The organism is Methylomonas sp. MS20 (assembly GCF_050275925.1).
GTDB classification, from domain to species: Bacteria; Pseudomonadota; Gammaproteobacteria; order Methylococcales; family Methylomonadaceae; genus Methylomonas; species Methylomonas koyamae_A.
The window spans coordinates 2822072-2845865 of record NZ_CP189962.1 but is presented as its reverse complement, the minus strand read 5'-3'; the positions used below and the strand labels follow the sequence as shown (position 1 = coordinate 2845865).

Annotated in this window: 32 protein-coding genes; all 32 read right to left on the bottom strand. The window is 56.8% G+C overall.

The genetic code is table 11. From position 1 onward, the window contains the following. Position 1: 1 nt before the first annotated feature. Complete coding sequence (locus tag ACQE3D_RS12585) at positions 2-1522, bottom strand: hypothetical protein (RefSeq protein ID WP_427550926.1); 1521 nt, start codon at positions 1520-1522, stop codon at positions 2-4. Continuing rightward, positions 1519-5982, bottom strand: a complete 4464-nt coding sequence (locus ACQE3D_RS12580) for a tape measure protein (RefSeq protein WP_427500809.1) — start codon at positions 5980-5982, stop codon at positions 1519-1521. The genes ACQE3D_RS12585 and ACQE3D_RS12580 overlap by 4 nt, the downstream gene beginning before the upstream one ends. Beyond that, positions 5979-6227: a DUF1799 domain-containing protein gene (locus ACQE3D_RS12575; protein WP_427501655.1), complete on the bottom strand. Its 249-nt coding sequence runs from the start codon at positions 6225-6227 to the stop codon at positions 5979-5981. Before ACQE3D_RS12575 ends, ACQE3D_RS12580 begins: the two co-directional genes overlap by 4 nt. Positions 6228-6316: 89 nt before the next feature. Further along, a complete protein-coding gene (locus ACQE3D_RS12570) occupies positions 6317-6685 on the bottom strand; it encodes a phage tail assembly chaperone (protein WP_427500808.1) in 369 nt (122 codons plus the stop codon). An 8-nt stretch (positions 6686-6693) separates the two neighbouring features. Further along, a complete protein-coding gene (locus ACQE3D_RS12565; RefSeq protein ID WP_427500807.1) occupies positions 6694-7854 on the bottom strand; it encodes a hypothetical protein in 1161 nt (386 codons plus the stop codon). Further along, positions 7844-8041, bottom strand: a complete 198-nt coding sequence (locus tag ACQE3D_RS12560) for a hypothetical protein (RefSeq protein ID WP_427500806.1) — start codon at positions 8039-8041, stop codon at positions 7844-7846. The genes ACQE3D_RS12565 and ACQE3D_RS12560 overlap by 11 nt, the downstream gene beginning before the upstream one ends. A gap of 15 nt (positions 8042-8056) precedes the next feature. Continuing rightward, on the bottom strand, positions 8057-8482 hold the full coding sequence (locus tag ACQE3D_RS12555; protein WP_427500805.1) for a hypothetical protein: 426 nt from the start codon (positions 8480-8482) through the stop codon (positions 8057-8059). A gap of 73 nt (positions 8483-8555) precedes the next feature. After that, positions 8556-8807 (bottom strand): hypothetical protein, encoded by a 252-nt coding sequence (locus tag ACQE3D_RS12550; protein ID WP_427500804.1) that lies wholly within the window; start codon positions 8805-8807, stop codon positions 8556-8558. After that, positions 8800-10416 carry a hypothetical protein gene (locus tag ACQE3D_RS12545; RefSeq protein WP_427500803.1) on the bottom strand — a complete coding sequence of 539 codons (1617 nt, stop codon included), beginning with the start codon at positions 10414-10416 and terminating at the stop codon, positions 8800-8802. The genes ACQE3D_RS12550 and ACQE3D_RS12545 overlap by 8 nt, the downstream gene beginning before the upstream one ends. After that, on the bottom strand, positions 10416-10757 hold the full coding sequence (locus tag ACQE3D_RS12540) for a hypothetical protein (protein ID WP_427550925.1): 342 nt from the start codon (positions 10755-10757) through the stop codon (positions 10416-10418). The genes ACQE3D_RS12545 and ACQE3D_RS12540 overlap by 1 nt, the downstream gene beginning before the upstream one ends. Next, entirely contained in the window at positions 10757-11218 is a 462-nt protein-coding gene (locus ACQE3D_RS12535) for a hypothetical protein (RefSeq protein WP_427500801.1), read from the bottom strand. Before ACQE3D_RS12535 ends, ACQE3D_RS12540 begins: the two co-directional genes overlap by 1 nt. Before the next feature lie 5 nt (positions 11219-11223). Beyond that, on the bottom strand, positions 11224-11649 hold the full coding sequence (locus tag ACQE3D_RS12530; protein ID WP_427550923.1) for a hypothetical protein: 426 nt from the start codon (positions 11647-11649) through the stop codon (positions 11224-11226). Positions 11650-11655: 6 nt separating this feature from the next. Then, complete coding sequence (locus ACQE3D_RS12525) at positions 11656-12792, bottom strand: P22 phage major capsid protein family protein (RefSeq protein WP_427500799.1); 1137 nt, start codon at positions 12790-12792, stop codon at positions 11656-11658. Positions 12793-12796: 4 nt separating this feature from the next. Further along, positions 12797-13405 (bottom strand): hypothetical protein, encoded by a 609-nt coding sequence (locus ACQE3D_RS12520; RefSeq protein ID WP_427500798.1) that lies wholly within the window; start codon positions 13403-13405, stop codon positions 12797-12799. Positions 13406-13671: 266 nt separating this feature from the next. Continuing rightward, positions 13672-14808 carry a hypothetical protein gene (locus ACQE3D_RS12515; RefSeq protein ID WP_427500797.1) on the bottom strand — a complete coding sequence of 379 codons (1137 nt, stop codon included), beginning with the start codon at positions 14806-14808 and terminating at the stop codon, positions 13672-13674. Positions 14809-14869: 61 nt separating this feature from the next. Further along, a complete protein-coding gene (locus ACQE3D_RS12510; protein WP_427500796.1) occupies positions 14870-15079 on the bottom strand; it encodes a hypothetical protein in 210 nt (69 codons plus the stop codon). Between the two features lie 157 nt (positions 15080-15236). Then, entirely contained in the window at positions 15237-15521 is a 285-nt protein-coding gene (locus ACQE3D_RS12505; protein WP_427500795.1) for a hypothetical protein, read from the bottom strand. A 145-nt stretch (positions 15522-15666) separates the two neighbouring features. Continuing rightward, positions 15667-16998, bottom strand: a complete 1332-nt coding sequence (locus ACQE3D_RS12500; RefSeq protein ID WP_427500794.1) for a hypothetical protein — start codon at positions 16996-16998, stop codon at positions 15667-15669. Beyond that, positions 16989-18389, bottom strand: a complete 1401-nt coding sequence (locus ACQE3D_RS12495; protein ID WP_427500793.1) for a terminase large subunit domain-containing protein — start codon at positions 18387-18389, stop codon at positions 16989-16991. Before ACQE3D_RS12495 ends, ACQE3D_RS12500 begins: the two co-directional genes overlap by 10 nt. Then, entirely contained in the window at positions 18382-18513 is a 132-nt protein-coding gene (locus tag ACQE3D_RS12490; protein WP_427500792.1) for a hypothetical protein, read from the bottom strand. The genes ACQE3D_RS12495 and ACQE3D_RS12490 overlap by 8 nt, the downstream gene beginning before the upstream one ends. After that, complete coding sequence (locus ACQE3D_RS12485; protein ID WP_168027989.1) at positions 18510-19064, bottom strand: phage protein Gp27 family protein; 555 nt, start codon at positions 19062-19064, stop codon at positions 18510-18512. The genes ACQE3D_RS12490 and ACQE3D_RS12485 overlap by 4 nt, the downstream gene beginning before the upstream one ends. A 14-nt stretch (positions 19065-19078) precedes the next feature. Beyond that, positions 19079-19375, bottom strand: a complete 297-nt coding sequence (locus ACQE3D_RS12480; protein WP_168027991.1) for a hypothetical protein — start codon at positions 19373-19375, stop codon at positions 19079-19081. Positions 19376-19377: 2 nt separating this feature from the next. Next, a complete protein-coding gene (locus ACQE3D_RS12475; RefSeq protein WP_427500791.1) occupies positions 19378-19650 on the bottom strand; it encodes a hypothetical protein in 273 nt (90 codons plus the stop codon). Then, positions 19650-20006: a hypothetical protein gene (locus ACQE3D_RS12470; protein WP_427500790.1), complete on the bottom strand. Its 357-nt coding sequence runs from the start codon at positions 20004-20006 to the stop codon at positions 19650-19652. Before ACQE3D_RS12470 ends, ACQE3D_RS12475 begins: the two co-directional genes overlap by 1 nt. A 57-nt stretch (positions 20007-20063) precedes the next feature. After that, a complete protein-coding gene (locus ACQE3D_RS12465; RefSeq protein WP_427500789.1) occupies positions 20064-20633 on the bottom strand; it encodes a hypothetical protein in 570 nt (189 codons plus the stop codon). Then, the gene (locus ACQE3D_RS12460) at positions 20630-20896 is read right to left on the bottom strand and encodes a hypothetical protein (protein WP_427550922.1); all 267 of its coding nucleotides are present in this window, start codon (positions 20894-20896) and stop codon (positions 20630-20632) included. Before ACQE3D_RS12460 ends, ACQE3D_RS12465 begins: the two co-directional genes overlap by 4 nt. Beyond that, positions 20896-21459: a lysozyme gene (locus ACQE3D_RS12455; RefSeq protein ID WP_427550921.1), complete on the bottom strand. Its 564-nt coding sequence runs from the start codon at positions 21457-21459 to the stop codon at positions 20896-20898. Before ACQE3D_RS12455 ends, ACQE3D_RS12460 begins: the two co-directional genes overlap by 1 nt. Positions 21460-21499: 40 nt before the next feature. Next, complete coding sequence (locus ACQE3D_RS12450; RefSeq protein WP_427500786.1) at positions 21500-21727, bottom strand: hypothetical protein; 228 nt, start codon at positions 21725-21727, stop codon at positions 21500-21502. After that, entirely contained in the window at positions 21724-22398 is a 675-nt protein-coding gene (locus tag ACQE3D_RS12445) for a KilA-N domain-containing protein (protein ID WP_427500785.1), read from the bottom strand. Before ACQE3D_RS12445 ends, ACQE3D_RS12450 begins: the two co-directional genes overlap by 4 nt. A gap of 289 nt (positions 22399-22687) precedes the next feature. Further along, a complete protein-coding gene (locus ACQE3D_RS12440) occupies positions 22688-23011 on the bottom strand; it encodes a hypothetical protein (protein WP_427500784.1) in 324 nt (107 codons plus the stop codon). Further along, positions 23011-23391: an HNH endonuclease signature motif containing protein gene (locus ACQE3D_RS12435; protein WP_427500783.1), complete on the bottom strand. Its 381-nt coding sequence runs from the start codon at positions 23389-23391 to the stop codon at positions 23011-23013. Before ACQE3D_RS12435 ends, ACQE3D_RS12440 begins: the two co-directional genes overlap by 1 nt. Positions 23392-23543: 152 nt before the next feature. After that, on the bottom strand, positions 23544-23783 hold the full coding sequence (locus tag ACQE3D_RS12430; protein ID WP_427500782.1) for a hypothetical protein: 240 nt from the start codon (positions 23781-23783) through the stop codon (positions 23544-23546). Positions 23784-23794: the final 11 nt, after the last annotated feature.

Genomic DNA, 23794 nt, shown 5'->3' with positions numbered 1-23794 from the left:
ATTAACCCCACAGACTCAGAATCACTTGATCGTGAGCGAAATCCGTTTCGATGCCGATGATCCTAAATTGCTGACCGGCAGCCAGGCCGTAGCGCGGATACTGCACCGTGACGACCACGCCGAGGTCCAGCACGTACAGCAAATCCGCATCGACTTGCACTTTGGCCGTCAGAATCACTCGCTCCGCTTTCAACAATGACAACCGCCGCGCGGCTTCCGGATCGCCGTAGTTATCGCCCGCCAGTAGTGTTTCATAAGTGACTTCTTGCGCGAGCGGATGCTTGGTTTTCACCGCCGTATCGCTCGCTTTAACCTGCCGGCTTCCGGCGGCCAGCCAGGCGCGGCGATCGTCTGGCACAATGCCAGCCAGATTATCTGAGGTTTGCACCGTCCAATTCACATCATGCCCGAGTGTGACTTGCCAAACCGGCGTCGCAGTACCGTTGACCGTTGCCGCTTGCCGTTCGAGCGAAACGATTTCCAGTTCGGTCAGCGTTGCAACCGACGTGCCGCCGGGGGCGTCAAGCCTAGCCATCCGAAACCGGTTCAACCGGTCAAAACCCCACCAGGCGCCGACCGATGCGGACACTCGATCCAGCGCCTCGGCGACCGTTAAACCGTCGGTGACCCATAAACCGATGCTGCCAGCGTTCTGGCCGTCCAACGCGGTGCGGTCGGCGCTGTAAGTGTCCCCGCTCAAAATGCCGGCGCCGATGACCAAGTCATACGCAATTTGGGCGGCGGTGCAATCGGCGATATCCCATGATGCCCAGGCCGTGCATGTAATTAAACCGGCCGGCGATCCGCCCAGGCGGAACATTCCGCCAGCTTGCCAAACTCGGTAATAGCCAGCGGCGGGCGGATTGGCTTCCATGTCCGCCTGATCGGCGTATGAATTGCCGCGCGCCAAATACGTGCCCTTGTCGAATACGTTAACCACATTCTCGATCGGGCCGTCGTTGACTTGATAAATCAACCTGGCGCTGTTCACCAACAACGGCGTGACGTTGGCCACACGGCCGAACAGCTTAGGCTTGGGTGCGTCTTTCAGTTCAGACGTACCGTCGACACCGGCCGGCAAACTATTGCTGCCACCGTAGCGGTTGGGCTGCACCGGTTTATCGAGTTCGGCGATGCGATCGCGCAGCCGGATCGAGATGCGCAGTTCTTCGAACGCGGCTTGCTGAATCGTTGCATAGATAATCGTGGTAAACGACGAGAAAGCCGCGCCTTGCTCGCCGACTTTCAGATTCAGCGACCGGCCGTCGAAGGCGTAGCCGGTCAAATAATCCAGCTCGCCGTCGGCATTGATCAACGTCAACTCGCCATAGCTCGCCGAAGCGGCGCCGCCGATCTGGCCGTCCTGAAAGATATCGCGCCGCATCGACGCCGGCTGCTCGATGCGCGGCTCGTAGTAGTCGCCAGCGACTTCATCGATGTAGCCGGGGCCGGTGCAAAAGCGCAACGTTTCGACCGCGGAGATCGTTAGATTGTAGGCTTCGATAATCGCGAGATAGATCACGCGGCGCTCTCCAGCCTGGCTTTACGCGCTGTCTCAGCCAATGCGGTATTCGATTGTTTCAACTGATCTAGCAAAGCGGCATTCGCGGCTTGTTGCAGCCGAACCAGCGCTTGCAGCTCCTCGGTTTGCTTGCGTAATTCTGCAATCATCGCATCGTTGCCGGCGCCGATGACGGCTTGAGTTTGGCGATTATTCGTCACCATGGTGGGGTGCGCGAAATTGATCAGCTCCGGGCCGTTCTCGCCGACGATCGTTGGCCCTTGGGTCCAGCCGCCGTCGGCTTTAAATTTGTATTTAACCGCGCCAAGCGCTTTACGTTGAGCCGTCAGCCCATCGCGCTGCGCGACCAGGTTGGCTTTGGCCGTTTTGTCCTTGGTCGCTTTAATTTGGGCATTGACCGCCGCGATTTGGTCGGTCAGCGATTGATATTTGACCGTTTTATCCGCCTCGGTATCGCCGCCGAAATTGTAGGCTTTAATCTGCGCATCAATATATTGATTCGCCCGGGTCACCGCCGATTTGTCGGCCTTGCTGGCATTCGCTGCCAGGCCGGCGATGTTGGCTTGCTTTTGATTCTCCAGCGTATCGACTCGATTTTTCGTCGGACCGGTTTGCGCCGCCGTGACCGCCGCCGAAGTGGTAGCGGCTTGCTGATCGTAAGCGGCGCCGCGCGTTGCGGCTAGGCCATCCACTACGGTTTTCAATGCTGTCAGCGACGTGGCCAGCGAGTTCGCCGAAGCCGTCGCAGCGGCGGTAGCTTGCTCGGCGGCGGTCGTTGCATCGGTGGTGCCGCCGAATTGCACGCTCAGCGCTTCGAGATTGGTCGTGACGTTGTCGAAGATCGCCGCGTAATCGCTGGTCGACGCAAAGTAGTTCTTTGCAGCGGTCAAATAATCCTGGGCATCCCCAGCCAAGGCAGACAAACTGGTTTGGTCGCCGGCCTGGGCTTTTAGTAAGGTCGTGCCGTACTGACTCTTAGCCTCGGCCAGCTTTTGCTCTGGCGTCAACGTGCTGAGATCGCCAAGTTTCAGACCGTCGATCAGATCGCGCAATGAATAAACCGCCGTCTGGGTTTTGTTGATCGCCGCAATCTCAACGTTGTAGCGCTGGGTCAGCGCTTTCTGTATCCGCGTAATGTAATTTGCTTGCTCGGTTGGGTCGGTCGATTTTGCGAGCAGGTCGTACAGCGGAGCGGTGTCTTCCGGCGTCGGCAATACGCCAGTAATGCTGCTTAGTTGGTCTGCAATCGATGCTGTCGCGTCGGTCAGCGGCGATAGATAGGTCGCCCGGGCGTTTGCGATGGCTTTCTCGCGCAGCCCCAGCAAATCGGCTTCGGCGATTTTCAACGTTTTCGCGTTGCTTTCGAGTTCGATCAGCGTATCAGCCAGACTGCCGAGCTGCGCATTCAGCGACGCGCCCATGCCGGCTAGATTGCGATAACTCGTTAGTGTGTCGTTCTTCAATGCGTCGATCGCGCGTTGGCGAGCGGCTTCGACCTGCGCCTCTGAAAACCGATACTTGGCGGCCGTGTTGGCCATGTCGTCGAATTGGGCGTTCAACGCTTTCAGCTGGGTCAGCACCGGACCGTATTCGCCCAGCGTGATGCCGATGTTGTCAATCTCGGCAATGGCTTCATTTAACTGCTTCAGCCGCTTGCTGTCCCGAATCGCGGTCCGGTAGTGCAGATCATCCTGGTTGCCGATGTTGCGCTTGACGACCGACAGCGCCATTTTGTTGGCCAGGCCGGCCAGGTTATCCTCGCCGGAAGGTGTTTGGCGGAAAAACGTGCCGGCGTTGTCGGATAAATAACCGGCCGTCAGTTGCTGGTTTTTCTCCGTGAGCTGGCTCCAGAACATCGACCGGAAATCGCCGATGTTCATGCGCAACGAACTGCCGAGGCTCTTAACGACTTTACCGAATTCGGTCGTTACCGAGTTCGTGATTTTCGGGTCGCCGCCTTCTTCCTGGCCGCTTTTCGTGATCGACATTTTGCCGCCGGAGTAGGCGCCTTTTGTCCACTGCGTCGGCTCAGGAATCTTCGAACCCATCAAGAACGTCAACAGCATATCCTGTAACGGGCCGCCGGCTTGGCCGATCATGTGGCCGAGCGTCGAGGGTTTTCTATCGCTGAATAACGACGCGCCCAAGTTGAGCGCCATATTCTTAATGGGCGCAATCAATTTAGCGAATGGGAAAAAGTTGCCGATCATATTCGACACTTGGTTTTCGATACCCACCAGCGTTTCAAGTTGCGCGTTACGACCGCGACTGCCGGCCATTCGAAATTGACTGCCGCCGGGCAGCATGCTCAATAACGATCCCAGCATGCTATACGCCATACCGCCACCGTTGGCGCTGGAAACCGCCCACGGCCCGCTGCCGTAAGACGCCGAACCAGGCACCGGCGACACAATGCGGCCATTTTCGTTAGCGCCGAAGGGATCAACGTTGCCTTGGCTGAATGGCCCGGAACTGAAAATGCTGGAAAAGAAGCTGCCAAACCCGCCGCCGCTTGAACCGCTGGAACCGAACATGCTGGAAAATAAGCCACCAACGCCGCCACTCGAACCCGCTCCGGCGCCGCTGGTAAACGATTGCGACAGCATCCGCTGAAAGTTCAGCGCCATTTGTTGGGCGAAGACTTTATTGATTGAGCTGGCAATATTGGTCAAGAAATCCTGAAAGCTGCCGGTCGCGGTGCCGTCGAAAACCGATTCGAACATCTTACCCAGCGCGTCTTGCACGTTCTCAATCGACCGTTTATAGGCCGTCTCAAAATAATCCGCCGAATGCTTGGTGCTCACATCGGTCAATTTTGACAATTGCAGTTCGGCGTCCGACCGTTGCTTGACGTAAGCCGCCACTGTAGCCGGATCGGCGTCGGGTGCCGCTGCCCGGGCGCTTTGCAATTGTTTCTCCAGATCGATACGCCTCGCGATTTGCTCGTTCGTCGCGCCTTGCAGTTTGAGCTGCTCGGCCAGTTGCGCCAGGCGCTGAGCTTCGGCGGCGCTGTCGCGTAGTTCGTCGAGGGCATTCGCCTGCCGGACCGACTCGGCCCACATGTCATTTCGCCGCTGATCGGCGTCGAGTTCTTGCCACTTCACCGCCAGCGCCTGCTCGATCGCGGCCCGCTCGGCGCCTTTGGCTTTGGCTAACGCGTTGGTCAGCTCAATCGCTCGGGCGCGTTCGGTGTCAGAAAGGCCGATCAGCGAGGTTTCTTGTTGAATAGAGGCTAGGGACTTTGCGACTTCGGCGCGCTCGATTGCGTAGGCCTTAGCGGCTGTCTTTGCCGCCGACTCGCGGGCTTTCGCCTTCTTCTTCAGGTTCTCGGTGATTTCTGTGTCGATCTCGTCGAGCCATTGCTCGGTTTTTGCAATTTCGGCAGCCGAATTTTTGCGTATATCGGCTTCGCGCTGAGCATCGGCTTCTGCGGTTTTTTTTGCTCGCAGCGATTTTAGATTAGTGACATCTTCATCGGTATTAAATGCCGCGCTGTAAACCAACTTTCCGACCAGACCGAAATTGCGATAGGCGAGACGCTGCTCGATATTGGCAATCTGATCATCCGTTGCGGACGACATCATTTGCCGAGCCTGATTGATCGATGCAGACCAACCATCGACCACACGCTTAATTAATCCTTCGCTGCGGTCCTGAAGCAAGGTATCTTCAAATTGATGCCAGGCGTCGGAGAGATTGCTAATCTTCCCATTCAACGTATCCATTGCGGCAACGTTACTGCCTTTTGCCAATTCGCCCATTTTTTGAATGATGGCGTCGATCGCATCCCGACCCATTTCGCCTTTTGCTGACATGTCAGCGATTTCGGTACCGGTCTTATGCAGCGCGTCGGCGGCCAATTTGTAGATCGGCACGCCGCGCTCGGCCAGGATAGCCATGTCTTCTTGCTGCAATTTGCCCTTGCTGTAGGCCTGACCGAGCTGTAGCACAATCGCCATGAGCGTTTCTTGACTGGCACCAAGCTTGGCGGCCTGGTTTGTCACCGCTTCCATCACTTGTCTGGTCGGATTGATCCCCATGTTTTGCAGATTGATGAACGCTTTTGTCAGCCCGTCGATCTCGAACGGCGTTTCAACCGCAAAATCGGAAATGAATTTAAACGTCCGCTGTGATTCCGCCGCTGAACCGGTCAACGCGGTCAGTTGCGCGCGGAGCATTTCCATGCTGCGGTTAGTGTTGAGAATATCGCGCGCCAGCGTGCCGGCGGCGCTGGCGGAAAAGTAGCCGGCCAACAGTGATTTGCCGGCGGCCAGGGTTTGGTTGATGCTGGCGAGTGAGCGATCGATCTTGGCGTAACTGGCCGCCTGCCGGGTCGCGGACGAATCCGCTGTTTTGGCTAGCGATTCTATCTCCGATTTGAGTACGCGCACGTCGCCGGCGACGACTTTGCCGCCGTCCATCGACAGCTTAATGCCTAATTTGATTTCGCCGCTGTTCATGATTTCGACTCGTTAAACACGGCCAGCGCCGCCCGCTCCATGATCTGTATGCTACGAAAAATCGCCGCCCGTTCGCGGCGCGGGACGTTAAAATGCAGGTGAGACTGCACCCCCGGATAATTCATGCCGATCACGCCACCCATGCTGCCGTAGATCCACTGCGTCTCGCATGCCCGAAAAGCCTCCAGCGCCGGCCAATTCTCCGGCTCGACGCTGAATTCCGCCTCGGCCGGGTCCGGCTCGATGTCGATCTTGATGCCCAGCAGCTCAGCATCGCTAGCCCGTTGATCCTTGCCACCCTTGCCGCCGCGCGCCCAGTGTTCGGCGGCGGCGATTAGTTTTTTCTGCGGCTCCCGCCGTTGATCGCCTCGTAGAACGTGTCGCGGATGACGTGATGGATGTTGGGCACCGCGTTCAGCAGCGCCCGAAGGTTATCTCGGCTGAAGTCCAGCGGCTGGCCGTCTTCGTCGGTCACGTCCGCCCAGCCATCGACAAATTGCAGCAAGTAATCGAGATCGGCTTCGATCACCGCATCGCCGGTGCGGGTGTCGTCTTTGCCGAATTCGCCGAGACCGATCAGCTGTTCGCGGCTGAAGCGCTTAAATGTGAGCCGAAGTTTGTGCAATTGCGGCTTTCCTTTCTCATCCACGATTTGCAGCTCGACCGGATATTGAAAAGTGCCGGATAAATTGAGTTTGAACATCGTCTCTCCTACTTAGCACAAATCCGAATTTCGTCGTTGCCGGCCACCGGCACAAACGACAAATCCGCTTTCAGCATTGCAACACCATCCGATTCCGCGTAATCCGGATTCTCCAATTGCACATGCGGTCCGGTAATGCCGACGATATTACCCGGCGTCTGGCCGTGCTTAATGCATATCGGGCCATAACTAGCGTTTTTCGCGAACGTCCACCAGTCCTTCGCCGCGATCGTGGTCGCTTCGATTTGGATAGAGCCCTTCGTTCGACGGTCGGTAATCAACACGGATTCCGCGCCAACCAATTGCCGATAGACGACGGTGTTGCTGATATCGACATCGAACATCTCTAGCACCGCGCCGGTAAATCCCAGGATATTGATATCCGTCGTATTTGCCGTAGAGACGGTTTGCGGCGTTTGCCACGCCGAAAAATCGGTTGTTGGTGAGGACACGTCGGCAATCGTGCCTAACAAGCCGGTAAACTCAAACGTCATTTCTGTTAGCTTCTTCGCCGACACGCTTGGCTTCACCGTGCCGCGCGCACCCAACAAGATATGCCGCACACCGTCGACCCCAAAATACAAAGACAAGGAACTATTGCCAGCGGTGCCGAACGAACTATTCGGGATGTACAGCGCATTGGCGCCGATGCTGTAAGTGCTGTCGCCGATCGGCGCCACTGCCCACGGCACGGCAACGGTGGCTACTTTGGTCGTGCCGTTGTAGTCAATAATCTCGCCCTTTTGACCGTTGCCGGTGCCGCCGGTAATCGATACGGTCATGCCAACATAAAAATCATCCTCCGCACTGGCACCGCTGGCTAGCTTGATGCTGGTGGTCGAGCCGCCGACTTGGGCCGTGCCGGTAATCGCCGACGCGGTCAGCGTCTCGGAAAAATTGCAGCCTTTCAACAGCACACCCCAAGGCGGCGCACTGCCAGCGCTGCCGGCGCCGGCGAATTCGCACGAAAACGATAGCGTGACGTAGTTCTCGGTCCGGATCGAGCCGAAGCCGCCAAATTCCGGCCGGATGATCTTGCGTTCGGTGGCGTTGCCGGCCAACGGCTTAATCGTGATGTCGCCGCATTGAATCGTCGCTGTCGGCACCGCGTCGGTGCCGTAGGTAGTTTCTAGAGCTGCTTGAATATAGCGCTTGCGGTTACTGAGCATCGCTCACCTCCACTTTAGTTTTCGCCTTCTCCGCCCGCTTCTCAAACGCCGCCCGTGCTTTGTCCGGATCGGCGTTATAAGCCGCCTTGTCGGCCTGATAAATATCCCAATCCTCGGCCGGCACGCGAATGCCGGCCTCCGGATCGACTATAAATGTGCCGGGTTGGCCGGCGTATTGGTCTTGCATGGCGAGCTCCTCTTGTTAGCGCCAGCCGAGCAGCATCTTCAGCTCGGCTTCGTAAATTGGATGGCGGATGCTGGAAGCAACCGACCGGCCCTCGCCTAGATACACCGATCGCGCACCCAGCGCGCCGGACTCCAGGCAATCGAAAATCAGGTTTTCCACTTCGGCCAGCTGAGCGGGACCGTCGAATACGTCGCCGTCTTGGCCGGCTTCCAGAAGTCCAACGACAATGCTCGGCCGCTCTTGATGCCAGCCGCCGACTTGCGTGGCGCGGGTATACAGCACCGGCACATAACAAACGACCGGGCAATCGTTGATGTTTTGCGGGGACTTATAGCCGATAATGTGACGCGCCGGCTTGTTATACCGCGTTTGAAAAAACGCAGTCAGCGCGGCATCGTTTTGTAGTTTCTCGCGCGCGGCGAGCAGGGCGACTAAGCTCACAAAATCCCCTACGTTGGAATGTTGCGAGCTAGTTTAAAGAGAGGTTAACTAGGAGTTAATGCGAAAGGGTTCGCTAATAGACAATCGGTATTTGACCACATGACAACGCGCAGTCGATATCGGAATGATCGACTGTCACATCACCCACTGCCAGCCAATCGGCGACAATCGTAGCCGGAGCCGATATGACCTGACCGTCAGACACTTCTCGCCCATCCGGAAATTTAATCCGTGTCCACGCGCGACAATTTACCGAAATGCTTTTATCGACAAAATTCGCTAAAAATTCGGCGGCTTGATCAAGATACATCGGTTCTTTAGACATAAATACCTCCCACGCTGGATAACGAAACCATTCTTGGCGTGCCAACCCCGAATTTCCACCGCCCAACCGTTCCTGTTGTCGTTACCGTGTGCCGCACCAAGCTGACGCTCAGAGCGGTATTGGCTTCCGTAATTTGTACGGGGTTGAACGTGAGCACGCCGGCAATTCCATTACCCGTCAATAAACCGTAATTATTTGCGCCCGGATCGCGGTTCGGAACAAAGCGACCGGCACCGCTTTTGGTTAAATCGACTTTGCCTGAAAACGATGAAATCAAATAATCTTGTGCGTCTAATGGCTCCCAAAAGAAAGGCCATTCGAATCCGAACACATCATTCGCATTAAATGCGGTCGTCAACAACGGAATGTCGAAATCGAACGTCAAGCCACCTGTCGCCGTAGAGCTTAGTACCGCTTCGCATACCTGGTATGGCCTGCCTTCTCGATATTCCCGCTTGGCGCCGGCCCTCGTCACGCCGGAACCGGTTGTGCCAATGGTGATGCCAGTCGCTAATTCAGTCCCGTAGTTCGGAGTAGTCGCTAGGTTTGCAAATACCGGGTTGGTGAATTTGTTCGCACCTGGATAACGAACTCCCATCGACTTGCCGAATAATTTCTCAAGCCTTGGCATTTCAGCGCGCTTGGCATTCTCATATTGCCCGATCATGTTCAAATGCAGATGATCGCCGGAGCGATTGAATAAGTAGCGCCCCGTATTCGCGTCGCGAGTAATGCCGTCAGGATTTAGCACGAACACTTGATCGGAATTCGCGAAATACCCTTGGATTTCCCGACTTAACCAGAGCATCGCGGCCCGAATTTCATTGCGCCACGGCGTTGATGACGATGCGTATTCTTCGCCCAACGGGCCGCCGTAGCCGGGGTACATTTGATCGAGTATGGGAATGCCTGCGCTCGATAACAAGCTCACAATCTTGACATGATCTTCAAAAGTATCTTGAGCGACATCCAGCCAATAGCTGGATGAAATCAAATTTTGCAAATTGTTGATACTCATACAGCGCAAAAATATCACGTGCAATTTTTGGGCTAATAAATCGCTGATCGCCCTTCGTGTGATGCTGGCTGATTGTATATCTCGGTCAAGCAGCCCAATCGGCGACGTTCCTCCGCTGGTCATCGCTCCCGATACACCGTAATGCCCGACTAATCGAACGTTGGGCATCAACATATCCAAAATAAATTTATGCGGCGTAATACCGATACTGGTCGCACCAGACGCTGGGAACGCTGCGGTATGCACCGAAATATCTTGATTATCTGGACTTGTAGAAGTGCCAACCGTCGCATTCGAATCACCAATTACGGCGGCCAGAATGACGTTTGTTTGCGTGCGCACGTCCAGACCCGTCCGGACAATTGCGGCCACTTCGGCGTCGCCAACTAGGTATTGCGCGGCCGTGGCCAACGCGGAAATGATGACAGTCGTATCTCGAGCGACAGGGCCGTAACTCTCGGATACCAACGAAACTGCCGGCTGTCTTACACCACCAATCACCAACTCAATAATGACCGTGCCGACCACTGTGAGCGATTCACCTGCCCGAATCAACTCGCTGGACTGCTCATTTGCGGGTAATAACTTCATCAACCCCTCCCCAACGTCACTACACCAAACCCAACCGAATCGGTAATCCCCAACGCTTTTTTGCTGATCGTGCCGACCAGCTGCTTGGCGTTGCTCTCGTACTCGCGCGCTTTGGCAATCAGCGGCGAGTTGTCGCCGATCGCACCTTCAATCGCCGCGCAGCGCTTGGCCCAATAGATCGCAATCCGAGTCAGCAAATCGTTTGGCAGCGTCAAGTCGGATCGATAAATGCCACGCTCGGCCAGCACGGCATCCACATAGACGTCCGCATCGGCGACGTGGTCGGCGGTAAACGTCAGCGACGGATCGCTAAGGTCGGTTAAATCCAGATAAACGCCCATCAAAGCCCCGTTAAACGTGAAGCCAATACGGATAAACCGGCTTGCTGCATATGCGCCTGGCGGTTGTCCAAATCGGCGAAAAAGTAAGGAAACGGCCGGCTGCCGGGGTGATTGACTTGTTTGACAATCACGTAGCCTTGGCCGCCGGCCACCGGAATTTTCAGCCCTTTGCGGCCGTCTTTCGGCCGGATCACATGCGGCTCGGTGCCGTCTTCAACCCAGCCAGCGTATTCAGCCGAGGCATAAATCATCGCGCCGCCATCGCTGGCCGGATGCCAATTGATTGATTGCTCCAATTGCCCAGTGCGCGAAGTAAACGCGTGCCCGGCGCTGATCCATTCCAACGTATCCAGCACGTACCGCTCGGCGGCGGCATTCACGACTAATTGCGCGTTGCTTTCGTCTGCCAGCGCGGCCAGTACCGACGGCGTGTTGCCGAAATCGACGGAAATCGCGTGCATAACAATTAATCGCTCTTGGCCGGATCGGCCAAAGTCCAACCCGCCGCGAGCCAAGCGGACACTTCGTCCGAATGCACGTCGGCGGTAGTCGGGCCGGTTTCGTGAAGGGGCGCATCCCTGCGCATCGGCAGCAACACTGCTACCACTTCCGGATTGGCGTCTCGTTTAGATTGAGCATCGATTTCGTTGTCGCTCGCATCGGAATCAACCTCCAACACCTCGGCCGGCTCATCCGCAACGTCCTTTTCCGCCGAGGTAACGTCCATTAATTCGCCGTCCATTGACACGGGGGGGGCGCCGTCCGTGGCTATCGGTTGGGTTTTGGTTTCCGCCAAGGCGGGAGCCGCCGACGGGTTGTCCGCCATTGGCTCCCTATTCACGGCGGTTTGTTCGGTCACGGCTTCGTCGGCCGCCGGTGTTTTTTTAGCCATCAGGCATTACCCCAACAAGATGGCGGAGTGTTCGGGTTTGACGTTGGCTACACCCCAAGCGATGCTGATCTCGTACTGCACTTGGCGGTATTGCGGATAAACCGCGACTTCAAACGTCAGGCCGCTGCGCGGATCGGTGATCGTCATCCGGTCGGTCGCGATATCGCCTTCTTCGGGCAGCGCTGGGGCGCGGGTTGCCAGCACAATCGCGGAACGGGCGAAGGCCATATTGGCCGCGTAGTTGTTGCCGACCGTCATCGCGATATTATCCGCCAGCGTGGTTCGCAAGCCCGGCGCGCCGATCGTCAACGAGCCACCGCTCAACGCGGTCGCGTTGACGTATTTGTTGCTGTCGCCGGTAAACGTCAAGATGTCGCCGGCCAGGACGGTACCCGTGCCGGTATCGACCGCCAGAGCCGTGGCGCCGATCGCGTAACCACTGGCGAAGTTGCTTTGATAGCTGGCGCCGGTGCCCTTGGTGTGATTCTTGACTTGCGCCGACTCGCGGACCGACATCCCATGCAAATCCAACAACACGCCTTGCCGTTGCATCGACACGTCGCCGGCCATTTGCGCTTGCGACTGCTTGCCTCTAAAGGTTGCGCCGGCGGTGGTATTGATCACCAGTTGTAAATCGCTGATCGGCGCGCCGTTATCCACCAAGATTTGCCGCACAAAAGCGGCGTCGGAATAATCGCCGGCCGTCGCAAACGGCGTGGTGCCGGCGGTGCCGTAGGCGCGCGCGGTGGTTTTATACAGCGCGGCGATATCGGCCTCGACTTCGTTACACAAGGTCCGCATCGCTTGCGCGAATTGGTTGGCGCGGATCGACAGATAACCCTGGCCGCTGTTCACGCCCAATTGCTCTTCGCCGTTCCAGCGTACCGGCACCCGCCGCGCCTTAGTGATCGTGATCGACGCATTGCCGACGCTTTGATCGCCGTCATTCGGCGGAGTCACGCCGGGAGTGATATCGCTTGCGGTCGATGCCGGCGCAATCGCCGAGCGTACGGTTTGATTCAGTGCCGCGCGCGACGCGCTCGCGTCCAACGTCACAGCGGGGATAAAACCGATCTGCTCGCGGCTGACGGTATCCAGCGCGGCGAACAAATCGGGAATTAAATTGGTAAGGGTATTAGCCATGCGATTACTCCGTCACTTTGCCGCCGGCCTTGCAAAAATCGGCTTGCTCGGCGGGGCTGAGGGCCGCGAACTGGGCGCGGGTTTTGGTTTGTAGATTGTTGCCGTTGGCTGGTGCGCCGGAACCGGTGCCGCCTTGGGCCTTAGCCAAGAACGGTTTGGCTTCCAGCAGCGCTTTGACCGCATCGGCGACAGGCCTGCCGTCGATGGTCACGTTGCCGGCGTCATCGACTTTGGCCTTACCGGCCAGCAGGTCTTTTACCGTCGCAGGGTCTACCGCGTCGGCGGCGGCGCTCAGAATCGCGGTGCTGATCGCGGCGGCTTCGTACCTGGATTTCCAGCCCTCGGATTCTTTGCCGCGCGCATCGGCCAGTTCCTGCAATTTGCCTTGCGCCGCAAGCTGGGCCTCGGCGAATTCTTTCAGGTCTTTGTGGCCGGTGGTTTTTTCGAACTCGGCGGAAAAATCGGTTTGGAATTTGGTGATGCCAGCTTGCACGCCGGCATCGATTTGCGCCTGAATTTCGGCGGCCGTGGGCGCGGCGGCAGCGGCGGAACCGCCAGCACCCGCGCCGCCTTCTCCGGCCTCAGACAAAAATAAGGATTTGAGTTTGAACATGCTCGTAACCTGTTGGGGTGGAATTGAATTCCGGGACAGGTTAGCGGCGGGACGTGATAAACAGAATGCGAAGGGTTTCGCGGGGAATTCTGGCCGGCGTAGCCGGTGATCTGTCTATTTATCCTACCAGATTATTGCTTGGCGGCGATTACAGCGAATTTAACAGGGGGTTAACGGGGGTCGGCAACACCAAGCTATACCAATGCCGCGCCCTGGGGTCTCCGCGCCGCTTCACGGCGTTTTTTTTGGCTCAGCAGGATTAGCCATCAAATCACCTCGGATTCGCGCACCAGGCCCATGCCGTCGGCCCGCACCAATTTATCCACGGCCACGCCTTTTTTCAAAGCGGCGGAAGCCCAGGCCGGCAACACATCGTCGCGCTGTTTGGCCGGCAATTTACCCAGCCAGTCGCCGTAGGTCTTCGAGCCGGCGGCCAGATTGGGCGTCACGCGCGGAATTAGCAGGCACATACAATGCGGGTGGGCTTTGCTGCGCGGCACGGCCTGTTTTGTAAAAATGCCCTTGCCCAGGCCCATGTCGATACTAGCGTAATAATCGCAAATATCGGTGACGGGATGGGTGGACGACAAGCGCCACTCGTATCCCAGGATGGTCTCGTCGTGGATCGTGCTCTCGATTACCGCGCGGTGGCCGGCGTTGGCCATCTCGGTGCGGGCGATGCGCTTGAGATTGTACAGCTGTTTGTCGTAGGTCCACCACTTGACCGCCTTGTCCATCGCCGCTTCTTTGCCGGCCCCGACCGCTTTGGTCAGCTGATCGAACACGCGCTCCGCCGCGCGGCGGCTGCCGGTTTCCGCGAGACTTTCGATAATCCCGCGCGCGTCGGCGACCACGGCATCCCATTCGGCTTTGGCCGATGGGTCGTGAATCAAGGCCCGGCCGGCCTCATACAGCGATTTCACCCAGTCGTCAGCATGCTCGCTGACGATCTTAAACCGCCGACCGGTGCCGCGTTCGATAGTCCGTTGCATGTCCATCACCACACCATCCACGGCCCGGCCGGCCTGAATGCCGGCTTGCAGCACCTCGCTGACGCCCCGGCGAGTGCCGGTTTCCCAATGCCACAGGCTGTCGGACAAGGTCAAACCGTTCGGCCATTGATGGGTAAACGATTCGGCGGCGATCCGCTGCACTATCGGCGACTGCAGGCCGTCACCGGCGCCGATGGCGGCGCTTTTGGCGATCGCGGCGGTTATCGCCGCTTGCATGCTCGCCCCGTATTGACTGAGCTGATCGGCGGCTTCTTGGCTCAAGGTATAACCGTCGCGCCGCAATTGAGCGATCAGCGCGGCGGCGAAGGCCGCCGTATCAGCCGTCAAATTCGCCTCGACCGCCAGGATTTCACGGGCAAGGCGGCGATACAGGGCGGGGTAGTCGGTCATGCTATTTTCTGGAAACAATCACCGGCGATATCGCCCGGGAGGAGCGCCAAACATGAAACAATCATCGCTTTCCGGCGCTCGCCGCCCAATCCAACACGGCTTCGGCTTGTTCCAGCGTCAACGGCACGCAGCTGGCCACGTGAATGCCAATATGCACCGCCCGCACGCCGACCTTGGCGGCAAAGAACTGGCCGCAATAAGGGCAACGCCAGCCCGCGGCGGTTTCGATCGGCGCCAGGTCCGGGATGGATACCTCATTCAACGTCGTCATCTCTAAACCGATTTCCCACCCGGCAGCGCGATCCAAAGCGTTACGCACGGCACCAGGTTGATGCAATACCGGCGATTGAACGGCGACCAATGCACGCCAATCCAGAAACTTGATGGGCGAAAAAGCAAACCGATCCGGTAATTTCCCACGGCAATGCTCATGGCAACCCGTCCACATACATCCCGCAGGCCGGACACAGCTCGCCGTTCGGCGTGATCAGAAATAACTCATTTCCACAATTACAGCGCCAAATAGTGCCGTCTTGCGGATAGCAAAGGCCTTGAAAAATGCCTTTGTCGGTCTGGCATTCCGGGCATTCCAGCCGGGTTTCGCCGGCCGGCGCAATCGCGGTCCATTCGTGCCCGCAGCCAAGACAGCGCGCGGCGCCGCTACGGTGCGGGGTACGGTCTAGTTTGGCTTGGTTGAAGTCGATGACAGTCACAATTTACGCACCGCATAGCGACTAGAAACCACGCGATAGCCGTCTTCGAACTCGATCAAAGCCGAATTCATCGTGCCGGTCGTCACCACACGGCACGCTTGGCCAAAACGATCTGGTAAGTATTTTCGCCAACGCCAACGGTGTGTCACGCCATCCCCGCTTGCCGCGCAATCCGGTCGCCGTGTGTGTCGCCTTGAGCGTCGATCTCTTTATCGATCGCCGTCATGGCATTAGGGGCGACCTCGTCGCTCAGAATCTGTCGAGCAACGCGCTTTTTCAACGCCTTATCGAATTCGGCGCCTAACTGCATCGTGAGAGCATCCATCGCGGTGGACATCTCAGCGGCTAGATCAGTCAAGTTAAAATCGTCGGGGTAGCTAATCGTGCCGTCGAATGATTGGCCTTGCCACAAATACACTAAGTCGGCAATGTCGTTTTCCGCCACTTCGCACATCTCGGCCATCCCAGCGAGGCTTGAGTTGCACTCTTGAAAGTGAAATGACAGCGCCACGCCGCTTTGCTGTACGCCGCCAACAAACTCAAGATTGGCGACCCGATAAATATCCGTCACCAAAGCAACCATTTTTTCCGCGTATAACTGAATGGGATCAGGCGGTGGCGCGATAAATTCCGGCTTGCCGCCGCCGGTCGGGTTGTATGTGAGTGCGTTCTCGGTACCGATCGTCAAGTCTTTCAATTTTTCCCGCTCCGCATCGTCCGTGACCGGCAACGCGAGGACAGCGAACGTCTGTTGCCGAAACAGCTCCCGCTGCTCTGAATCGAGATTGAACAAGCTCCAATTCAGTCCGGCCAGATCGTGAAACCAGCTTAGACTGCGGCATTCGGTCGGATTCAGTGGTTTACTAATGTGCAAACGGACGACCGGCACTCGTCCGAGCGAATGCTGACCCTGTTTAATGATATCGCTGCCGTTCGGCTTTTTGCTCAGCACCCACCCGGAACGAGAATAGGTGCGGTAAACCGTTTCGCCCTCATAGACCTCCGAAAACGTCACGGAAGTCCATGCGCCAGCCCCATCCTTGCTTTCATCGGCTAATTGCCCCGGCAACCGCAGCGCTAAATAAGGTAGCGCTTGGTCCGCCCGAGTTTGCCCTTGCGTTTCCGGCTTGTCCACGATCACGTACACCGTGCCGAGAATCATTGCCAGCCGTTGATACGTAAATAACAACGAATCCAGCTTGGTTCCCGCGCCGTCGGCGTTTTTCATGAATTCGCTGTAAAGGTCAGTGGTCTCGCGATACACGTCTTTTCGCCACAAAAAACCCATGAACACATCGACAATCTTCCGGCAAAAATTGGGATAAACCGCCAGCTGTTTGCGGCGATCGTATTTATCGTCGGACTCGCGGACGTGCCTAACCAGATAATAGCCGTATAAATACCCGCCGGTGCCGCTGTAGCTATCCAGCAAAAACGCATCGGAAGTCCTATCGAAGACGTGGTTAGTTACAGCCATTTCAGCCTCATCGGTTTATAAACATCGCCGTCTCTGCCGGTTTGGGCGGCATGCACGGCCAGCGCCAGCGCCCAGAATCTATCGGCGTGGCCGTTTTCGGAGCGTTCGGCGGTAAAGCGGATGTTGCCGGCGGCGGTCGTCACCTTGGTGACGGCCCGCAGATCGGCGCGGATTTCGGGTTTGTAGGGGATGCGCAGCTTTTTGTCTTCCATCGCGCCGCGCACGGGGTAGGCCAGCGCCTCTTTGGTGGCGCCGGTGAAGGTCACGCCTTCGATCCGGTATTGGCCAAAGGCTTTTTGCGCGTCGTCGGTCCAGCCGATACCAAGGCCGGTATTATCGAAGCAGGCGCGGTCGATCAGCGCCAGAATCGGCCAAATCACCTTTTCTTGATCCGGCTTAGGCATGTTGCGCAACTCGATCACGGCGCGGGTGTAAAGCACATCGCCGAGCTTTTCCAGCAGCCACAGCACGGTCAAATCTTTCTTGCGGCCAATGTCCAGGCCTGCAAACAGTTGGCCTTTCCCTTCGGCTCCGCTCAGGGAACGTCCCGGTGCCTGAGCGAAGTCGAAGGCCCACTCTTCGCCGGCTGGATATTCACAACTCGCAATCAAGTCGTATTCCAGAAACGCCGCGTCATCGTCGGCCGGCTGGCACATGTATTCCTGCAGAAACGATTCCTCGTCGGCGCAACCGGACTTGATGAAATCAAAATAGGCCGCTTCGTCCATGGCCTGCACTTCATGATCTTTCGGCAATGCCTTTTGCAGCTTCCACAGAAAGCCTTGTTCCAACGCGTCTTGCAAGGTGACGCGGTGCAGGCTGATGTTCTTGGGGTTGTTGTGCTCGCGGACTTCGCGGATTAACTGATTGAAAAAGTTGTGGCTACCGCGATGGGTGGAAATGATCTCCATCGACCCGCCCCAGGTGATACCAGGATAAGCAATTGACCACAACTTGCGCGGATCGGGATGTAATGCAAACTCATCCAAGATACGGCCGCCGCGTTTGCCCGCTTGCGCATCCGGATTTGATGACATCGAATGGATCCGGCGTCCGGACGCAAATTCCAAAACGTAAGCGGTAAGTTTCGTTTTCTCATCAATCACCCGCTCGCCCAGGTCTTGGGCGGCAATTTGCAGGATTTGCGCGAACAGCTTGCAGTCTTCAAGGAATAAACGCGCTTGAATGTCGTCTCGGCTCGATACCCATTGATCCCAACGCTGGCCGGCCATCGCGGTGCGTTCGTCGGCTTTGTAAGCCGTGGACCAACTGATACCGATTTGGCGGGATTTCTCCATCAACTTCAGGCGCGAATCGTCTTTGATCCACTGCTCTTGAAACGGCAGAAAGATTCCGTCGGGGTTGGCGGGGATGATGCGGGCGTTAGCCATGCTCGGAAAGCTTCTTAACTAAAATAACGAACATAGAAACGCCAAGCGAAAAGCCAAATCCGGCAATAAAGCTATAAAACAGCACATCAATCGCCTTGCTGATTGTTGATTCTTCTAGCTTCACGCCACCATCCCCAGCATTTCCCGAATCCGCTCGCGGCCGGCTTCCGAGACGCCTTCGGCTTTGGCGACGGCGACCGCCGCTTGTGCGGCTTCCTCGCGGGCTTTGCGTTGCGCTTCGGCCTCGAAGTCTTTACGCCACTGAGCAGACCCTACGGCACCACGCCCGACGGTCGATATCGCCCTAGCCAGTTTGGGAATCACAATGGCTTTATCTTCCAATTCCCAACCTTGCATGCCTTCCAGCACGTCCATTAACTGATCGATGGCGACCATCTCGCTGGCTTCCAGCAATGCGGCCTTGTCCTCGTTGCTCATGCCGCCCATGGCCTTCGCAATCTCCATTCGTTCCCGCGCCCGATTAATGGATTTCTCCATGCTGGCCTGCAACGCGGAGCCGTGCCGATGTACGGCGGATTTGCTGATTTGGTAACCCTGTTCGGTCAGCCAGTCGGCCAGCGCCACGTAACCGGCAAAGCCGTTTTCGACCAGGCGTTGATTTAGCTCTGTCAATACCGCGTCGGGCAGGGTGTCGATGGGGCTGCGGGGAGGCATCGCTTCGGCTCCGCTCAGCGACCGGGTTCCGGCCGGGCCACGCCAGGCACCGTGCTCAACCCCTGCCGAACATCGCCGCCCCTGGCGGTCAATGTCGCCATCCACACGCCGCCGGGCTGCTCGGCACGGACCAAGCCTTGTTCGTTCAGCCAAGCCAGATCGGCGCGGAGCACGTCGGTACCGACGGCTTGGGCGCGTTGCGCCAAGGCGTTTTTCAAATCGACTTCGTGAAGGGTGTAGGTATAGGCACCGGCCAGTAACTCAAGGATGGCCAAGCGGCGGTGTTCGGTCATTTTCTCGTTGTAATTCATGGCTACGCTACCAAATTCAAGTGTTTTTCAATGCCGCGATGGCGCCATTCAACCCGGCGCACGCCGTGGGCCTTCAGTTTGCCGGCCAATTCGCGCCGGTCGGCGTGGCTGATCGTGCCGTCCAGGCCTTCCAGCCTTGCCACGCCTAGATCGTTGACCAAAACCACGATGTGATACAGATACGGCTCGCGCATGTCGCACAAGGCCCGATCCACATCCACGCCATTGACGTAGCCGCGCGCGTGCAGCATCAGCGGAGCAACGTGGACCGGCATCACGGCTGCCCGCGAAAAAAAGTATCCATCCGTGCCACTTGCTGACGCACGGCTTCTAAAGTGGCGGTTTGCGCGGCCAGCGCGGCGTTCATGTCCGATAGCGACTTACTCATCGTCCGCATTTCCCGGTAAATCTCGGCCAAGTCTTCGTGGTTTGGCGCATTGCTCACTCGCTCTTCAAGCCGCGTGACGCGCTCGGCGTGGTCGTCCAGCCGGTCGTCGATATCGTTTTCCAGTTTGCTGATCGTAGCCGTCGTTACTCGCTGCCGATTGTTCAGCCAGTTCATGATCCCGACGACTAGGATCAGCAAAGTTTGAATCACATCAAACCAAAATTTCGCGTCCTGATAGCTCATCGATTCTCCTTGCCAAAAAAAGGCCGGCGTCGCCGCCGGCCAGTTGCTCACCACGGGTTAAACGGTGGTTTCCTCGCCGGTGCTTGCGGCGCTTTCTTCGACAGCGTCGACAGCGCTTTCCGCGCTGGCGGCCGCATCGGCGGCTACGGTCTCGCGAGGATAAAACTCGAGAATGGTCAAATCGATGTGATCGGCTTGCTCGGTTTCGTTGTAAATCAAGAACTCGAAACCCTGCTCGATGCGCTTGACCGAATCGGACAAATCCGCATCGGCGCCGGCGACCAGGCTGGCGCTGCCGACGCCGACCACGTCCACCCGAAATTGACCGTTTGGCAGCGGCGTGACAGACAACACGCCAGGATCGGTCGATTCCAGCGTAAACACGCCGTCTACAGAGGCTTGTACGCCCTCGACGGTTAAGCCGACCAGCGACACAATGAAATAAGCAATGGCGGTACTCAGTTTTTTCATGGGTTGTGTATCCAAAACATAACAAGTGTGGCCGTCCGACGTGCTCATCAACAGAGCCAGCCGGCCGGGGTAATTTCCCCGCAACCGGGCACGCAAGCCCCATTGCAAGAAAAACAGGGCGGCGGCAAATAACACCGCCAGCAGACTCGACCTCACGGCAGACTCCGGACAAAGCGCATAAACTCGCGGTGAGAGATGCCGCTATTAAGTAGCTCGAAGGTGGCCGCGCGGCCGGCGGCTTTGATATGCGCCAACCGGCCGCGTAACTCGGCCAATGCAAAGCGGTTTTTTGTGCAGGGAAATCGATGGTTTTTCAGGCGTTGATAACCCACCGCGTCTCGCAATTCGTCAGTGGCCAGCAACAACGTCACCACGTTCACTTTCAATTCGCCTTGCCGGCGCCGATTCAGCCAATCCATCACGCCACCGCCTCGAACAAGGCCCGCTCGGCCGCGCGGCGAGACACCAAGCCCGGCAGGATTTGTTTAACCCCGTCCACGCTGCCTTTCACCCAGCGATCGAACTCGGCGGCTGCCCCGGCCAAGTCGCCGGCTTCCAGCTTTTTGCGCAAGGTCGATTGCGCGTATTGGCCTTGGCCGATATTGAAAATCAGCGAGACCAGCGCATCGAACTGGTTTTGATTCAGTAAAACGCTAGTCACCGACCACAAAAACAACGCGGTTTGCGCCACGTCGCGCGTCAATAAGTCTTGGGCTTGGCTAGGGTTGATGTGCAGCAAGGTCCGCGCTTCTTCAACGACTTTGCCGCGTTGCTGGCATTCGCGAATCAAGCGCATCAACCGAGAAACATCGCAGTTGGTGAACAAATGCCAATCGGCTTTTGGCAGCAGCACGTGACCGTAGCCGATCGTCAGGCGATTGGCCGGGCACAGGTAGGCTTGCAGATTAAGCGAATCGTGGCCGTTGCGAGTGATGATCTCGAAGGCGGCCGGGCTTGCGTCGTGGGGGTTATCGGTGTGCATAGACTCTCCAGCAGTTGCGGGAGAGTCTACGGACTAACGGTCAGCGAATGGATGCGAAGGGTTTCGCCTTCGGCTGTTGAGACTGTAACGATAGATCAAGCTGCGCCTTGGCGCGGATCAGCTCTTCGGCCAAATAGGCCAGCAGCATAGCTTGCTTCTCGCGGTTGACCACGTGCAGGTCTGTTTCCGGTATCAGCAAGTCGCCCACGGCCTCAATACAACAGGCAATGCGGTCGATTTGGTCCAGGGCATCGTGGGCGGCGGTCATGCTTGCCCCTCTTTTGGCAATAAACCATCACGGCGGGCTTGCCAGATTACTTGACGCACATTGTTGAAGGTTTTCCCTGTAGCCTGAACGATTTCATGCCGTGGCTTACCTTCCAATTCCATTTGGATAATAACATCCATCACTCTAAATTGCTCTTCCTGACGCCGTTTGGCACCAGCCAGCACGTTATGCAGCCCCAGCGACGCGCATTCTTCACCGGTGATAAACACTGTCGCACTTTTCAAGTCGGCCTTGGCGGCGTTGATGGCCTCGTGGTATTCGGCAAACTGAGAAAGCGATATCGGCTTATCCAGATGGAAGGGCTTGGACTGGATCGGCGCGGCCACTAAAGCATCGTAAGCCCGGATCACCTGCAAGTGAAACTTGGGGCTGATCCACATGGCGTAAGCGTAAACTAACTCTTTAGCAACATAAACGCCTTGCTGATTACCGCCATTTATAACTTTAAGTGATTGATTTTGTTCCAGAGCAGGAATTCCTGCTTTGGAAATTTCGTCGATTAACTCTTGAGCTTGCTGGTTTTTAAGCCAAAGACTTGGCCTATGTTTATTTTCACCGCCAGCGGCTTTATGCAAGTCATTCAGGCAGTAACGACCGGCTGAGTCTTGGCGAATGGGGGTGTCGGAAATTACGATAGATAGTGTGTTCATGATGTTTCTCGTGTAAAGATGGATTACCCGGCTACATGAGACCAATCATGGGCGCCGGACTGAACAGGTTGGTCTACCGGGATACACGAGAACCGGCCCGCCTTGCGGCGGCCTGCCCAGCCCGACATAATGATGAGCTGAAGCGATGCACATAAAAAAACCGCATGATGCGGCCATGTGCCGTGTAAATCCGAGAGACCAATCCCGAGCGCTGGATTTTGCCAGTGCCGTATCAGATTAGCCCCTCGGCTAATTTATTGTCAATATTTTTGAATAAAAATACGTTCCGTTACCTTTGCATTGCTTCGCGAACCACCCAAAACTCTTTGGTATCGCCTTGTTTTCTGACTTTATTTAGTCCAGACCACTTGACATCGCTGACAAACACTTTTTCTCCAGGCTGAAACATCGTGCAAGTGCCATCGGCAACTCCCGCCATCAACCCTTTTGTGAAAGCTGCCTTATCGTTTTCACGCGCATATCTCAAAAGGCTTTCCAATTGGGATTGGTCAGAACAACCGACGGCTGAATCAGTGATTTTTGAGTCAAAGGCGTATACAGGCAGAGCGCTAGCGAGGAAAAAAACGCTCAGAATAGTTTTTTTAAACATCATTATCTCCCACAATATGAATGATCCACATAGCGCTTCTTGCCGCTAGCGGTATAGGTGTAACAGCCCCCTCTCGGGCCGGTGTAGTAGCCATCCTGCGCTTTAGATGAATTAGCGCCACCTGACGACGAATGCTTCGACGACCCTGTCGAACAATCTTTCCGCTCCCATTTGTCCTTCGCTTTGCCTTCGGCTTCGGTTTGCCATTGCATGTTTGACGGATCGTCGGCACCGCCGCAGGCTAAAGGGGTTACATGGTCGATCACGTAGCCAGGGCAAGGTCCATGATTGGCGCCGTTGGCGGGGCAGGGATGCTCGCGCTTGAACGCCTCTTTAGCGGCTTGGCTGCGTTCTTGTTTAGCCTCCGTGGAAAGAGGCGTCATTGAGCATGCTGTCGAAATGCCGAAGATTAGAGCGGCTATCAGTCTTCTGTTTACCATAGTTACCCTCATTAAATGTTACGAACAAAAACCGAACACCATGCCCGGCGCGCTAGTTAACTTCAAATGTGGGTGTCTTTCAAGGTCTGGCGCTGTTATTCCTGCCCGGCTTCGCAAGCCAGCACACCCGCGCCGGTAATGCGCAGTCTGTTGCCGGTACGCTCCACGTATTTCAGTTCGATCAGTACCGACAGCGCGAAATCGATATCGTCCACGGCGTGGGTTAACTCCACCAATGGCGTCCACTGGTCTTGATGCAGTCGGCTGGCGTTGGCTTTGCGGTCTCGATACAGCGCTTCCAGGATTTGTTGGCGTTTTTTGGCGTCTTCGTTCATGCCTTGCTCCA